This is a genomic window from Nocardiopsis terrae (genome assembly GCF_014651695.1).
Lineage (GTDB): Bacteria > Actinomycetota > Actinomycetes > Streptosporangiales > Streptosporangiaceae > Nocardiopsis > Nocardiopsis terrae.
On record NZ_BMXJ01000009.1, the window covers coordinates 77,522 to 92,425 of the forward strand.

Sequence of the window (14,904 nt, forward strand, 5' to 3'; positions counted from 1 at the left end):
TATCCGTTACCCATACGAGACCGCCGTATGGTCCCCCTATGACTCGGCTCAGGGGCTCCCGGTTCCCTCCTGCTCCCCCGACTCCCCCGACTCCCCCGACTCCCCCGGCTCCTCCACCCGGACCGTGCCCGCGGACCCGTCGACGGTGACCGTCTGGCCGTCGCGGACCAGTTCGGTCACCCCGGGAACACAGATCACGCAGGGGATGCCGTACTCGCGGGCGACCGTGGGGCCGTGCGCCACCGTCGACCCGGTCTCCACCACCAGCCCTCCCGCGGTCATGAACAACGGGGTCCATCCGGGGTCGGTGGTCGGCGCGACGAGGATCTCCCCGGGTGCCAGCGAGGCGCCCGCCGGATCACGCACCACCCGCGCCACCCCGGTGGCGGTCCCGGGGGAGGCCGCGACACCCGTCAGCTCCCCATCAGGGCCCTCGGCCGGGGGGAGCGCGGGCAGGGCCGCCTCCAGGTCGGTGCCGTCCGAGAGCAGGAGCGGCGGCACCCTGCGGCGGCCGAGCTCACGCCGGTACTCGGCCCTGCGCTCCGCCACCAGGGCCCGGAGTTCGGCCCCGTCCAGCAGCTCACCGACCTCGTCGAAGTCCAGGAAGACCACGTCCTCGGCCCGGTCGAGCCGGCCCAGCGCGACCAGTTCCCCGCCCACCGACAGCATCTGACGGCGCACCTCGGCCAGCGCGTACAGCCAGACGAACTTGGGGTACTCCCGCAGCCCCGACAGCTCGCGCGCCCGATCGAGCAGGAAGGCGGTCAGCCGGGCGCGCAGCGGGCTGGTCCGGGCGAGCCTGCGCACGAGTTCGTCCCGCATCCGGACGGCCCGCTCGGCCGCCGCCCCGAACCGTCGTTCGGGCGACTGTTCCGGGTCGTCCACCCGGAGGTAGTTGGCGATCGCGGAGAACACCGGTGCCGGGTTCTCGGCCCACCGGGGCACGCCCATGTCGATCTCGGCGGCGCTCCGGTGCCCGTACCGGTCCAGGAAGCCGGTGAGCCCGATGTCCGGCAGGTCCCCGGCCAGGTGGCGTTCGGCCAGTTCCTCCGGCGGCGTCCGCGTCAGCAGCTCCCGGTGCTCCCGGGCGCCTTCCGCCAGCCGCCACAGCTCCAGGTCCATCCCGGTGGTGACGTTGTACGGCATCCCGCCGAGGACCACCGCGACCTCCGACGGCTCCGCGACCCCGCTGAGCAGGTGCTCGGGCAGCTTCGCCGCCACCAGGCCCGCGTACAGGGGACCCAGCATGGCGATCATCTGCCCGGACATCACCGGGTCCTGGAGGTGCCGGGCGTACTCCAGCCGGTCCCGGGCCGTCACCACCCACTCCGGTGTGCGCTTCGCGCCGAGCCGTGCCCGTTCCCCGAGGCCGAACACCCTTTCCCTGGTCCGGGCCGGGTTCCAGAGGGCGAGGGCGGCGTCCGCGGCGAAGCCCGCCAGCAGTGGCGCCGCCGCCCGCACACCGCGCAGGACCGCCCCGGCCCGGAGGGGGCGCCCCGGCCGCGGAGCGAACCGCGGGTCCCGCAGGAGGCCCCGGACCGCACGGCCGGCCCCGGGGCCGTAGAGGGCCAGGGCCCCGGGCAGGCTGTCACGTGTCCTGCGGTCCCGGACCAGGCCGGTCAGGTCCAGGTAGAGCCGCCCGCCCACGTTCACCATCCACGACTCCGGCCCCGGCCCCTCACCCGCCGTGAAGGCGGCGAACCAGTCCCGGGACACCTCGATGAGCGCGGCGAAGCCCAACGGGGTGAAGGGCCTGAGCATGCCCTGCATGTGACCGCCCTCCAGATAGACCCCGGGCCCGTCCGCGCGGGCCGGTGGCAGCGGGAAGAGCGTGGTGACCGCCCGGGACTGCAGGACCCAGGGGGTCCCGTCCCGGTCGACGGCCCACTCGACGTCCTGGGGCGCACCGAAGAGGCCCTGGAGCCGCCGCCCCAGGGCGTGGAGGGCCGCCACCTCCTCCGGGCGCAGGCAGCCGTCGGCGGGGCCGTCGGTGCTCCCGTCCGGCCGCACCAGGTAGCGGTCGGGTTCGGCCGTACCGTCGACGACTGCGGTACCGAGGCCGGGGACCGCGTCCAGAACCGTCTCCCCGCGGGTGCCGGTGACCGGGTTGGCGGTGAAGAGCACTCCGGCCGCCCGGGGGTCGACCATGCGCTGCACGACCACCGCCATGCGGACGGACCGGTCGTCGATCCCGCGGTCCCGGCGGTAGGCGGCGGCGCGGTCGGTCCGGAGGGAGTCCCAGCAGCGGCGCACCGCTCCGACCAGGTCGTCCACCCCCTCCACGTTCAGGTAGGTGTCCTGCTGCCCGGCGAAGGAGGCGTCGGGCAGGTCCTCGGCGGTGGCGCTGGAGCGCACCGCGACCGGGCCGCCGCCGAGCGCCTCGTAGGCCGCCGCCACCTCGTCCCTCGGTACCTCGCCCGAACGGTGGGCCTCGGTGGTGACGCAGAACCCCGGCGGCACCCGTTCTCCCGCCCGGACCGCCGCAGCGAGACCGGCGGCCTTGCCCCCGACCAGGCCGGTCAGGTCCGGGTCGATCCGGTCCAGTGTCAGTACCCGCACAGGTTCCCGCTCTCGCTCGTCACTCCGTGGCACACGGACCATCCTGCATCCCGGAAGGCGGGTACGGACAGGGGTCCGCGCGCCCCGGAGCGGCGGAAGGGGAGAGCGGGACCCGTCGGGGCGGGGCCGGAGGCTCCGGTCGGTTCAGGGGGCGCCGAGGACCAGCTCGGAGACCGCGGTGTCGGCGTCCTCCAGGACCAGGTACAGGTCGCACACCCCGGAGGCGCCGCGGACCGGGGTGCGGACCTCGGTGAAGTCGTGGACGCCGTCGCCTGCGGGGACCGGCACCTGCGCGAGGACCGCACCGGTGACCGGGTCGCCCAGGCGCAACAGGACGGTGGCCGCCCGGGGCGCGTTGGCTCCCACCCGGAGTTCGGCGGCGCCGTCCCCCAGGTCCACGTCCCGGTAGGACACCCACGCGCCGTCGGTCCTGGCGCGCACCGCGTCCCCCGGGACCGCGGTTTCGGGTGCGTCCGGCTCCACGGGCCCGGGCTCCGGGGTGACGGGGCACAGCCGGACCCCGTGAGCCTCGTCGTAGCGGTCCGCCGACCAGGCGGTGAAGGCGTCCCGGGGCTGGATCGGCTCCCCCGGGACGTCCAGGGGCACGGTGGCGACCACGTCCGACGCCGAGCGCCCCACCAGGACCTCCCGGGGCGCCTCCTCGACCACGAAACGGTCCCCGATGGTGTCCCAGACCGCCAGTCGGTCCACCTCGAAGGAGACCGAGGCGATCTCGGTCCGCCCCGCGCCGATCCGCAGCCGGGCGAAGCCCCGCAGGGTCCGGAAGGGCTGTCGCACCCGGGAGTCCGTCTGCCGGGTGTAGACCTGCACGACCTCCTCTGCGGTGCGGTCGCCGGTGTTGGTGACGGGTACCTCGACGGTGACCCTGTCGTCACGGACCCGTACCCGGGCCCGGCCGTACTCGACCGTCGCGTAACCGAGGCCGTGCCCGAAGGGGTAGAGCGGGGTCCCTCCGAAGTACAGGTAGGTTGCGCCCGCGCCGATGACGTCGTACTCCAGCAGGTCCGGGAGGTCTGCGGTGTCCCGGTACCAGGTCTGGGTGAGGCGCCCCGCGGGCTCGGCCCGGCCCAGCAGGACGTCGGCCAGCGCCCGCCCGTACTCCTGGCCGCCGTGCGCCGACCACACGATTGCCGGGATGTGGGCGTCCGCCCAGTTCACGGCGTACGGATACCCGCTGCACAGGACGAGGGCGGTGTCCGGGTTCGCCTCGTGCACGGCCCGCAGCACCCGCTCCTGCGCGGCGGGCAGGTCCAGGTCGGTGCGGTCCTGCGTCTCCCGGCCGTTGACCATGGGGTGGTCGCCCGCGACCACCACCGCGGCATCGGCCCGGGCCGCCGCCTTCGCCGCCGCCCGGGCCCCCGACCCCAGTCCCCCGACCCGGAAGAAGGTGCCCTCGGCGCCCTCCGGGCCGAGCCGGAGGGCGCCGTCCTCCGCGACGGTGACGTGACGGCCGGTGTGCACCTGGGTGAGCCGGACCCCGTCCGCCGACCGGGTCAGCAGGAAGGTCTGCCGGACCTCCCAGGTGCCCGGCCCCGGCGCGGTGCAGGCCAGGGCGTCGCCGGGGGCCTCGTCCACGTGGAGCCCGTTGGCCGCCGAGCGCAGGGCGTGCGCCCCGCCGCCCCAGTCGAGGAGGTCGAAGAGCCCGGACAGGTCGGCGTCCTCACCCGGAGGCGCCTCCCCCTGCCCGTGCGGGGCCCCGTCAAGGCGGAGCCGCCCGTCGGCGCCGAGGACCACCCGGCCCTGGCCGGTCTCCAGGGTGATCCGGTCGGTGCCCTCGACGAACTCCACCTCGCAGTGCTCGGCCAGGCCCTGGCGCGCGGTGACGGCGTAGGGGAGGGTTCCGCTGTACCAGTCCTCCAGGACGGTGTCGCCGAGCTGTCCGATCACGGCGATCCGCAGCGGTGCCCGCAGTGGCAGGAGGCCGTCGTTGCGGAGCAGGGTGAGTGAGCGGGTGGCGGCCTCCCTGGCCAGGGACCGGTGCCCGGGGCAGTTCACGACCTCCTCCGGGACCTGCTCGTGGTGGGGCTCGGGGTCGAACTCGCCGAGGCGGACCCGGACGGAGAGCACGTTGCGGGCCGCCTCGTCGACGTCCTCCTGGCTGACCAGCCCGCGGTCGAGTGCCTCCCGCAGGTGGGCGAGGGTGGCCTCGGGGCGGTCGTCGTCCTGGGTGAAGCTGTCCAGACCGGCGCGCAGGGCGTGCGCGTAGGCGGTGGGCCCGTCGGGGTGGAACCCCTGGAGCCCGAAGAGGTTCGCGGGCGCGTGGGCGTCGCTGACCACGAGGATCCGTCCGGGGGCGGCACGGCGCAGCACCCGGTTGATGAGCGGGCTCAGGTGCGCCGGTCTGCCGTTGACCAGGTTGTAGGAGGGCATGACCGCGAGTGCGGCGCCCTGGCTGAGGGCGGGCAGGTGGGCGGGGAGCTCGTATTCGCGCAGGACCCGGGGCGGCAGGTCGCTGGAGGTGGTGCAGCGGTCGGTCTCGTTGTTGTAGCCGAGGAAGTGCTTGACCGTGGGTGCTGTGCGCGGACGCGGCCCGTCCCCGGCCAGGCCCCTGGCGTAGGCGGCGGCCAGGAGCCCGGTGAGCCACGGGTCCTCGGAGTAGCCCTCCTCGTTCCGCCCCCACCTGGGGTCCCTGAGCGGGTTGGTCACCGGGGCCCACACGTTGCGCCCGGCCCGGGGGTCCCGGCGGCGGACGGCCAGGAGTTCGGTGGCGGTGGCCTCGCCGACCCGGCGGAGCAGTGCCGGGTCCCAGCTCGCGGCCAGGCCGACGGCCTGGGGGAAGACCGTGGCCTCACCGAGCCAGGCCAGGCCGTGGAGCGCCTCGGTGCCGGTCCGGAACGCGGCGAGGCCCAGCCGTTCGACGGGGGCCTGGTACTGGTGGAGCAGACCCAGCCGTTCCTCGGGGGTCAGGCTCCGGATCAGGTCCTCGACTCGGTCCTCGGTGGTCTGTCGGGTGGGGTTCGTGGTGCTCATCAGGGGCGTTTCTCCCAGTCGGGACCGAGCCGCGTCGTACCAAAATCGAACCGCTTCGACTTTGGACCACAGAGGCCTTGTGTGCTAGATCACGTTGCAGTAATTTGACTCTCTAATCGGCCAAGTCAATTCATAGCAAAATGGCCTAGCGTTTCCTACCCCCGGGCGTTGGCGACCCGGCCGACCAAAGGAACGACCGTGATGTCACTCCCCCCGACTCCGGCCCCGAGCCGCCGTCGCTTCCTCAGTCTGATGGGCGCCACCGGCGCCACCGCACTCTCCGCCGGCATGCTCTCCGGCTGCTCCGGCGGGGCCGGCGAGACCGGCGGCGGGGGTTCGGCCTCCGCCGCCACCGACCTGAACGACCTGATCCCCACCTTCCAGCCCTTCGAGGCGGTCGTCCCCGACATCCCGGGGGTCGCGGGCGCCCCCGACGGTTTCACCGCCTACCCCGACAGCTTCGTCCGGGCCGCCGCGGACGTGCGGGGCTCGGGCGGCCACTACACGGCGATGACCCCCATGTGGGGCCCGGTGCCGCCCGGGCTCGGCAACAACTCCTTCTACGACCACGTCAACGAGCGGATCGGCGCCACGGTCGAGTTCAACTTCCAGGACGGGAACACGATCATCGACAAGATGAACGCCGTCGTCGCCGGGCGCGACGTCGCCGACATCACGATGTTCCCGGACTGGGTGATCAACCTGATCCCCCAGTTCAACCGGGCCGTCGGAGAACTCTTCGAGGACCTGACCCCCTACCTGGCCGGGGACGCGGCGCTGGCCTACCCGCTGCTGGCCAACCTGGACAGCGACGCCTGGCGCGCCAACGTCTTCAACGAGCAGCTCCAGGGGATCCCCTGGCCCTCCGAACCCTTCAGCAACTGGATCCTGTACCGGCGCGACCTCCTGGAGGAGTACGGGCTCGCGGTCCCCGCCGACTCCGAGGAGCTCTTCGAACTCGGGAAGGAGGTCAACGACCCCGACAACAACCGCTGGGCCTTCGGCGACATCAGCCTGACCGCCCGGCAGATCTTCGGCGCCCCCAAGCAGTGGCGGTACGAGAACGGCGAACTGGTCCACATGTTCGAGACCGAGGAGTGGCGCGCCAGCGTGGAGTTCATGCGGCGCGTCTTCGACGCCGGACTCGTGCACCCCGACCTGGTGGCCCAGGGCGACAACGCCAAGGAGCTGCTCAACTCCGGCCAGATCCTCTTCAACCAGGACGGCCTCGGCGCCTGGCACGAGGCCTACGGCCAGATCCTCGGAGACAACCCCGACTTCCGTCTGGACCTGCTGCCGGCCCTGGGCCACGACGGCGGCGACCCGGTGCTGCACCGCAACGACCCGTCCAGCCAGTCGGTGTTCGTCCGCAAGGGCATGGAACCGGAGCAGATCGAGGAGATCCTCGCCATCGTGAACTTCTGCGCGGCGCCCTTCGGCACCCAGGAGTACATGGACTACCGGTACGGGGAGGAGGGCGTGCACCACGAGCGCAACGAGCACGGCGCCCCCGAGCTCACCGACCTCGGCAACTCCGAGGTCAACGACGGCTACTACTTCATCAGCGGCCGTCCGCCGGCCGTCACCGAGAGCCAGTACCCGGACTTCGTGTCCTGGAAGACCGCCTGGTACAACGACGCGATCGCCTACGCCGAGGACGACCCCTTCGCGGGGATCCGCATCCAGCGGCCCGACCGCTTCTCCGCCGCCGAACTGCCGCTGACCGACCGGGTGGAGGACATCATCCGGGGCCGCGAGGACCTGTCCGCGTTGGACACCGCCATCGACGACTGGCGCCGGGACGGCGGCGAAGAGGGCCGGGAGTTCTACCTGGAGGTCCTCCGGGAACACGGCCGTGACTGACCGCTCCGGCGGGCCCGCGACCACCCTCGGGGCACCGGCCCCCGGGGGCGGGCGGGACGACCGCCGACCCGCGCGCCGCCCCCGGCCCCGGCCCCGGACCGGGACCGGGAACCGCCCCTCCCTCGGGGCCAGACTGCGCCGGGACTGGCAGCTGCTGCTGATGACCCTCCCTGCCATCGGGCTGCTGGCCGTCTTCCACTACGCGCCGACCCTGGGCAACGTCATCGCGTTCCAGAACTACAACCCCTGGGACGGCGTCCTCGGCAGCCCGTGGGTGGGGCTGGCCCAGTTCGAGCGGCTCTTCGGCGACCCCCGGTTCTGGAACGCGGTCGGCAACACGCTGACCATCGCCACCGTGCAGCTGGTGTTCTTCTTCCCCATCCCGATCGCGCTGGCCATCCTGCTCGACAGCGTGCTCAGCCCCCGGCTGCGACTGCTGCTGCAGAGCATCGTGTACATGCCGCACTTCTTCTCCTGGGTGCTGGTGGTGACGCTGTTCCAGCAGATCCTGGGCGGGGCCGGGCTGTTCTCGCAGATGCTGCGCCAGAACGGGCACGCGCCCCTGGAGATCATGTCCGACCCGGACGCGTTCCTGTTCGTGGTCACCTCCCAGATGATCTGGAAGGACGCCGGCTGGGGGACGATCATCTTCCTGGCCGCCCTGGCCGCGATCAACCCGAACCTCTACGAGTCGGCCGCGGTGGACGGCGCGGGGCGGTGGCGGCGCATCTGGCACATCACCCTGCCCGGGCTGCGCCCGGTGATCGTCCTGCTGCTCATCCTCAAGCTCGGCGACATCCTCAACGTCGGCTTCGAGCAGTTCTTCCTCCAGCGGGACGCCTTCGGCTCCGGTGTGTCCGAGGTGCTCGACACCTTCATCTACCACCAGACCCTGGTCACCGGGAACTTCAGCGCGGGGGCGGTGGCGGGCCTGACCAAGGGCCTGATCGGCCTCGTGCTCATCCTGATCGCCAACAAGACGGCCCACCGGATGGGTGAGAACGGAATCTACAGGCGAGTATGAGCACTCTCTTCAAGGACCGCCCCGTGTGGGCGGAGCGCCCGGGCCTGCCGACGCGGCTCACGAAGAACGCCACCCTGGCCGCGATCGCGACGGTCGTGGTCCTGCCCCTGTACGTCGTGGTCCTGACCAGCCTGTCGCCCGCCTCCGCGGTGAACGAGGCGGGCGGCCTGGTGGTGATCCCGGCCGGGATCTCGTTCCAGGCCTACGCCGACCTCTTCAGCGGGGGCGTGGTCACCCGCGCCGTCCTGGTGAGCCTGGGGGTGACCCTGGTGGGTACGGCCGTGAGCCTGGCCGCGACCATCCTGGCCGCCTACGGGCTCTCCCGGCCGGGCTCGCTGTGGCACCGGCCGCTCCTGTTCGCCGTGCTGCTGACCTTCCTGTTCGCCCCCGGCATGATCCCGCTGTACCTGCTGGTCAGCGACCTGGGTCTGATCGACAGCTACTGGTCGCTGATCCTGCCCACGGCGGTGAACGCGTTCAACCTGGTGGTGATGCGCGCGTTCTTCATGAACCTGCCGGGGGAGATCTCCGACAGCGCCCGGGTGGACGGGGCCGGTGAGTGGACGATCCTGACCAGGCTCGTCCTGCCCATGTCCAAGGGCGTGACCGCGGTGATCGGCCTGTTCTACGCGGTCGGCTACTGGAACGCCTTCTTCAACGCGGTCCTGTACATCAACGACAACTCCAAGTGGCCCCTGCAGCTGGTGCTGCGCCAGTACGTGCAGCAGGGGCAGCAGATCAGCTCCAGCTCGGTGGTGGGCGAGGCGGTCCAGGGCACCGCCTCCGCGCCGAACCTGGCCATCCAGATGGCGATCGTGGTGGTGGCCCTGGTGCCGGTCACGTTCGTCTACCCGCTGGTCCAGAAGCACTTCACCAAGGGGGTCATCATCGGCGCCGTCAAGGGCTGAGGCCGTCAGGCCCCCTGCCCCGGGCGAGTTCACGGGCCGTCTCCTCCGAGGAGACGGAATCCGCACGCCCTTCCTGCTCCGACTCGTCGGCGAGGCGGTTGAGCCATGCGTCCTCGGCGGCCCGCTCGATCACGGTCGCCGTCAGGGGCTCGTTCATGTCTCCAGGGTGCCGGATGTACATCCGTTGCCGTGGGAGTTTCGGGCCGGGCCGCCGTGGACGGTCCCGCGGCCGTCGGGTGCTGCCGCGGACTCCCGGGCCACCGGTGACCACAGTCCCCTGCCTCCGGGCGGGGCCGCGTCAAGGGCCGGGAACCGTGCGTCCGGTTCCCGGCCCCGTGTGCCGGATGCTCCAGGTCAGCGGGTCAGTCGCACGCCTGGCCGTTCAGCGTGAACCCCTCGGGCACGGCGGGTTCGCCGTCCACGAACCCGTTGAAGCCCACCGACACCGCCTCGCCCGGGGCGATCCGGCCGTTCCACTCGGAGCCGGTCACCGTGACGGTGCTGCCCGTCTGGGTGTGGGAACCGTTCCAGAGGCTGGTCACCTCCTCGCCCGCGGTGAAGTCCCAGGCCAGCTCCCAGCCCTCGACGGTCTCCGAGCCGGTGTTGGTCACCGCCACGTCGGCCCGGAAGCCGCCGGGCCAGGTGGCGCCGACGTCGTAACCGACCTCGCACGTGCCCGGACCCGCGGTGGGCTCCGGCGAAGGGCTGGGCGAGGGGTCGGGGTCCGCGGTGGGCGAGGGCGACGGGGTCGGGTCGGGGCCGGGCCCGCCGTCCCCCTCCGCGGGGTCGCCGTAGACGATGCCGCGGCCGTTGGTACCGACGTAGACCCGCCCGTAGACGTCCGGGTCACCGGTGACCACGGACCCGGTCCAGCCCCACTGGTTGCGGTCGTCGTTGACCCGGACCCAGGTGGCGCCCGCGTCGTCCGAACGGAAGATCCCGCGGACCCCGTCGATCCGGGAGCTGGTGTAGACGGCCGGGTAGTCCGCGCCGGGCGGCGGCGCGCCGAAGCCGACCGCGTCGCCCTCGTCCACGGCCCCGATCCGCTCGAAGGCGGCGCCGGCGTCCGTGGTGCGCCACATGCCGTAGGTGCCGTCCTCGGCCCCGCCCGCGACCCACACGTCGCCGGTGTGGCCCGGAACCGCGCCGAAGCGGACGTTGCCCTCCGCGGGCAGGCCGTCGAAGCCGGAGGCGGTGAAGGTGGCCCCGCCGTCGGTGCTGGTGTGGAAGACCCCGTCGGCGACGGCGTAGAACACGTCCGGGTCGACCCGGTCGGCCTCCACCCGCGCCCCCTCGGGGACCCCGGTCGAGGCGGTCCAGGACGAACCCCGGCTGGTGGAGACGTGCACCCCGGCGCCCTCAGGGCTCCAGAGCACCGAGGAGCCGTCGGCGGCGACGGCGACGGTCCCGCCGCCGGTCACCCCGCCGGGTTCGGAGCCCTGCCACCAGCTGTCCCCGCCGTCGTCGGAGATCCCGATGTGGGAGGTGGCGTCGTCCTCGGCGTCTCCGGTGCGCACCACGAGCGAGGGTTCGAGTTCGGCGAAGTCCACGCTGGTGCCGTTGCCCCAGTAGGGCTGCTGGTGCATCCGGCCGGGGACCTCGTCGAGGTCGTGGTGGGTGAAGCCGCCGATGTCGGCCATCACCGACACCAGCGGGCCGCCGGGCAGGCTCGCCAGGTCGTGGATGGCGGTCTCCTCCAGGCCGTGGACCTTCACCTCGATGTCGAACGTGGTGTCGGAGTCCCAGTTGGTGAGGTTGTCGCTGCCGTAGACGGTGGCCCCGGTGCCGTACATGAACCGGTCGGAGTCGAACGGGTCGATCGCCATGGCCTGGGTCATCCAGCCGAGTTTGGGCTGGGTCTCGGGCGGTTCGCCGCCGCCGCCGAAGTCCAGCCAGGGCGCGGTGGAGATGTCCATCTCGTAGCGGTTCACCCGCTCCGGGTAGGCGCCGTAATCCCAGGCCTGGGACCAGGTCCGGCCGCGGTCGGTGCTGCGGAAGATCTGGATGTCCGGCCACCAGGAGATCTGGGTGGCGACCATGAGGGTGTCCGGGTTCTGCCGGTCGACGGTCAGGCCGCCGTAGCCGAAGTAGTTGTCCTCGGAGTCGGAGGGGACCGGGCTGATCCTGGTCCACTCCTCCTCGGCGGTGTCGTAGCGCCACAGGTCTCCGGAGTCCCCGTCGTAGGGTCCGGGGGTGGACGTGGTGGCCACGTAGAGCTGTCCGCCCTCGTGGTCGAGCACGCCGTGGGCGGGCAGGTGCCCCGTGGGCGCCCCCGGGACCGGTTCCCAGCTCTGCCCGCCGTCCCGGCTCCGGTAGACGGTGTTCTCCAGGTCGGCGACGCCCACGTAGACGTCCTGCGTGACCGAACCCTCGGAGCCCGTCCGCGGGTCGAACTCCACCCAGGTCACCCCGGTGACGTCGTCGTGCACGCCCCACTCGTCGTCGGGGTCCTCGACGTAGTCGCCGGGGTTGGGGAACTCCTCGACCTCGGCCCAGGTGGCGCCGTGGTCCGTGCTGCGCCACAGGCCGTGGCCGCCGCGGGCGCCGAAGTACACGACGCTGTTGTCGTTGGGGTCGACCATGAGGCGCTCGCCCAGGCCGCGGCCGGGCATGTTGCCGCCGAGCTTGAAGGGCAGCTCGGTGGCCTCCCAGGTCTCACCCCGGTCGTCGGAGCGCAGGATGGCCCCGTTGTTCGGGTCCCAGTCGTTGGTGTAGGTCCCCGCGGCGGCGTAGACGCGGTCGGGGTCGACCGGGTCGGTGGCCAGGCTGACGATGCCGGTCCACCCCCACTCGTCCCAGCCGATCCAGTCGAGCATGGGCTGCCAGCGTTCGGTGCCGGGGTCCCAGCGGTAGGCGCCGCCGATGTCGGTGCGGGCGTAGGCGAGGTCGGGTTCGGTCTCGCTGAAGACGATCCCGGGGACGAACCCGCCGCCGGCGATCTGGGCGTTGTCCCAGGTGTAGTCGGTTTCGGCGGCTTCGGCGGAGGCGGGGGCCGCGGTCGTGACGCCTCCGGGACCGAGGAGGGCCGCGGCGACGGCGGCCGCGGAGAGGGCGGCGACCGCGCCGGTGGCCGCCCTTCGCCCCCTCGCATCCTGGGAGCGCTTCCATGGTCGTTCGGGGGATGTCCTGGATCCGGGCATGAGCGGGGCTCCTCGGTGTGGGGGTACTCCCGCCGACCCGTACGGGGGACTGCCTCCGGCGGGAATTGTGGTTGTCAGTGTGTATTCGCGATGACAGAACGTCAACGGGGGTTTCCGAGATTATTTCGAATCGCTTCGATACCGGAGCTCAGCCGTTCCGCAATTTCCCGCGCAGACGCACCGTGCCACCCGCCGTCAGCCGAATCCTCCGGTCGCCGTCCGGCATACGGACCAGCAGCGGGCCGTCAGCCGTGGCCCGCAGGTCCACCAGGACCCCGTCCGGCCCCCACTCCAGCCGGTCCACCACCACGCCCCCGCGCGCCCGCAGCCCCTCCGCGCACCCCGAGGCCCACTCCCGGGGCAGGGCCGGCAGGACGTCGACCCTGCCCTCGGCCGAACCCAGCAGCATCGCCGCCACCAGCGCCGGGAAACCCCCGCCGATGTCCACGTTGAGGATCCGCCCCCGGTTGTGCGTGGGCACCATCGTCGGCCGCCAGTACCGTTCGGCCAGCAGGGACACCGCCTCGCAGGCCTCCTCGGACATCCCCAGCGCCGCCGCGGCCAGCCCCAGCTGCACCAGCCCGAAGGCCATCTCGTCCGCCTCCTGCCCCCGCCACCAGGCCAGGCGGGCGCGTACCGCCCGGGCCGCGGCCCCGGCCAGCCGCGGGTCCGCGAAGGCCGGATCCCGCTCGTACCAGAGCGGATACAGGTGGGAGGCGTGCCGGTGCGCGTGCCGGTCGGTCTGCGCCACCGGCCCGGCCGTCCCCGCCCACTCGGCCAGGCAGCCGTCGGGGCCGATCCGGTAACCGGGCAGTCGGGCGGCCAGCCGGACCCACCTGCGGGCCCCGGGCAGCCCCAGGACGCGGTGCGCCCGCACCAGGTTGCGCGCCAGGTCGCGGACGGCGGCGACGTCCATGGTCGCGTTGACGCAGGCCTGCCCGTCCCCGTCGGCCGGGGTGTTCTCCGGTGAGTAGGAGGGGGAGAAGCCGTCCGCGCAGAGGAAGTCCTCGTGGAACTCGGCCGCCTCGGTGAGGAACGGCAGAGCCCTCTCCCGCAGGAAGGCGCGGTCCCGGGTGTAGGCGTAGTGGTCCCAGTACAGGCGCGCGACCCAGGCCGCTCCCGCGGTCCAGCAGGTCAGGCACCACTCGGGGCCGAAGTGGTTGTGGCGTCCGCTGGTGGAGGCGTGCGCGGGCAGGAGGATCCCCCCGCACCCGTAGAGGCGCCGGGCGTTCTCCCGGAGGTCCTCGGCGAAGGCGTCCATCAGGTCGAACAGCGGGGGCATGAGCTCGGGGGTGCCGGTGGGGTGCAGGCCGGCCAGGGCCGAGGGCAGGTTGCCGTCGAAGGTGTACCCCGAGCGCCAGGGCGGATCGTAGGTTCCGCTCCACACCCCCTGGAGGGTGGGCGGGAGGTCACCGCAGGCGGAGATGACCGCGTACCGGCCCGCGTCCACCAGCCGGGCGATCCGCTCCGGGTCGGCCCCGCGGCCGTGGCCCGGGCCGGCGCCGTCCAGGCGCAGGCGGAACCGGCCCATGAGCTCCCCGTGCAGGGTCCGGTGCCGCTCCAGCAGCGGGCCGGTTCGCTTCCCCGGGAGGACGGCGGGCGCCGGGGGCCGTTCGGCGCCCGGGGCGGCCACCTCCGTCCGGAGCACCAGGGTGAGCCTGCGGACGCCGCGCACGGCGAGCCCGCCCCCGTCGGGGCGGACCGTCCCGCCCTCGGAGGTGACCGCGCAGGTCACCGTGTACCCGGGCGCGGTGCCCGCCGGGCGGTCCGGGAGGGTCACGGTGAGCGAGAGCCGATCGGTCCCGGCGTCCGCCCGGGCCCACAGCGGCACCGGAGGCTCCTCGGGGAGCGTCCCCAGCGTGAGTCTGCCCTCCAGCCCTCCGGCCCGGAGGAACTCGCAGACCACGACGTCGTCGGCCCGGGAGGCGAACACCCGGTGGAGGGTCCCGTCCGGCAGTTCCTCGGTGACCACCCCGGTGTCCAGGTCGCAGGACCTGGTGAGGGGGCCGGGGACCGGGCGGTCCGGTGTGAGGGCGAGTTCCGCCGCCCCGACCAGGGGGTCGATCCAGTGGGTGCCCCGGTACCCCTCCCCCGCCGCCAGCGCGGTGATCCGCTCGGCCGCCGCCCGGGACTCGCCCCGGCCCAGGAGCGCGCGGAGCTCGGGCAGGATCGGGGCCGTGCGCGGTGCGGGCAGCGGCTCCCGGGCCGGCAGGAAGAGGCGTTCGTGGCAGAGGGTGAGCCGGGTCCGGTCCGGCCCGGAGTGCACGAGCGCACCCTGGCTGCCGTTCCCGCTGATCAGAGCGTCCTCCCAGTCGCGGACGGGCGAGCGGGTGCGAATCGTTCGGTTCGGGGGGCTGTCGCTGGTCGGTGTCACGGGGCATCCTTACCGGGTCGTGTAAGCGGGTCCGAGGGAGCGTGC

Annotated in this window: 8 protein-coding genes; 3 read left to right on the forward strand and 5 right to left on the reverse strand. The window is 73.1% G+C overall.

What is annotated here, in order from left to right; translation table 11 throughout:
- Window positions 1-48: 48 nt before the first annotated feature.
- On the reverse strand, window positions 49-2,559 hold the full coding sequence (locus IE195_RS23660) for a PEP/pyruvate-binding domain-containing protein (RefSeq protein ID WP_191275411.1): 2,511 nt from the start codon (window positions 2,557-2,559) through the stop codon (window positions 49-51).
- Between the two features lie 144 nt (window positions 2,560-2,703).
- On the reverse strand, window positions 2,704-5,550 hold the full coding sequence (locus IE195_RS23665) for a glycoside hydrolase family 3 protein (RefSeq protein WP_191275414.1): 2,847 nt from the start codon (window positions 5,548-5,550) through the stop codon (window positions 2,704-2,706).
- 201 nt (window positions 5,551-5,751) lie between these two features.
- On the opposite strand from IE195_RS23665, the gene IE195_RS23670 reads away from it, so the two are divergent.
- Genes IE195_RS23670 through IE195_RS23680 form a run of 3 tightly spaced genes read left to right on the forward strand, consistent with a single transcriptional unit; the run spans window position 5,752 to window position 9,345 of the window.
- Window positions 5,752-7,413 carry an extracellular solute-binding protein gene (locus IE195_RS23670; protein WP_191275422.1) on the forward strand — a complete coding sequence of 554 codons (1,662 nt, stop codon included), beginning with the start codon at window positions 5,752-5,754 and terminating at the stop codon, window positions 7,411-7,413.
- Window positions 7,406-8,437 carry an ABC transporter permease gene (locus tag IE195_RS23675; protein WP_191275424.1) on the forward strand — a complete coding sequence of 344 codons (1,032 nt, stop codon included), beginning with the start codon at window positions 7,406-7,408 and terminating at the stop codon, window positions 8,435-8,437. Before IE195_RS23670 ends, IE195_RS23675 begins: the two co-directional genes overlap by 8 nt.
- Complete coding sequence (locus IE195_RS23680) at window positions 8,434-9,345, forward strand: carbohydrate ABC transporter permease (RefSeq protein WP_191275426.1); 912 nt, start codon at window positions 8,434-8,436, stop codon at window positions 9,343-9,345. The genes IE195_RS23675 and IE195_RS23680 overlap by 4 nt, the downstream gene beginning before the upstream one ends.
- Here IE195_RS23680 and IE195_RS23685 read toward each other — a convergent pair.
- The 3 genes from IE195_RS23685 to IE195_RS23695 all read right to left on the reverse strand — a co-directional run bounded on the left by IE195_RS23685 (window position 9,335) and on the right by IE195_RS23695 (window position 14,859).
- Window positions 9,335-9,502, reverse strand: a complete 168-nt coding sequence (locus tag IE195_RS23685) for a hypothetical protein (protein ID WP_225942301.1) — start codon at window positions 9,500-9,502, stop codon at window positions 9,335-9,337. The genes IE195_RS23680 and IE195_RS23685 overlap by 11 nt on opposite strands.
- A 205-nt stretch (window positions 9,503-9,707) precedes the next feature.
- Window positions 9,708-12,485, reverse strand: coding sequence for a cellulose binding domain-containing protein (locus tag IE195_RS23690; protein ID WP_225942300.1), 2,778 nt, complete (start codon window positions 12,483-12,485; stop codon window positions 9,708-9,710).
- Window positions 12,486-12,633: 148 nt separating this feature from the next.
- A complete protein-coding gene (locus IE195_RS23695) occupies window positions 12,634-14,859 on the reverse strand; it encodes a glycosyl hydrolase family 95 catalytic domain-containing protein (RefSeq protein WP_191275430.1) in 2,226 nt (741 codons plus the stop codon).
- Window positions 14,860-14,904 lie beyond the last annotated feature (45 nt).

Excerpts from the sequence above, each read along its gene's own strand:
- IE195_RS23665 (WP_191275414.1), bottom strand. The coding sequence starts at position 5,550 with ATGAGCACCACGAACCCCACCCGACAGACCACCGAGGACCGAGTCGAG.
- IE195_RS23670 (WP_191275422.1), top strand. The coding sequence starts at position 5,752 with ATGTCACTCCCCCCGACTCCGGCCCCGAGCCGCCGTCGCTTCCTCAGT.
- IE195_RS23680 (WP_191275426.1), top strand. The coding sequence starts at position 8,434 with ATGAGCACTCTCTTCAAGGACCGCCCCGTGTGGGCGGAGCGCCCGGGC.
- IE195_RS23685 (WP_225942301.1), bottom strand. The coding sequence starts at position 9,502 with ATGAACGAGCCCCTGACGGCGACCGTGATCGAGCGGGCCGCCGAGGAC.
- IE195_RS23690 (WP_225942300.1), bottom strand. The coding sequence starts at position 12,485 with ATGCCCGGATCCAGGACATCCCCCGAACGACCATGGAAGCGCTCCCAG.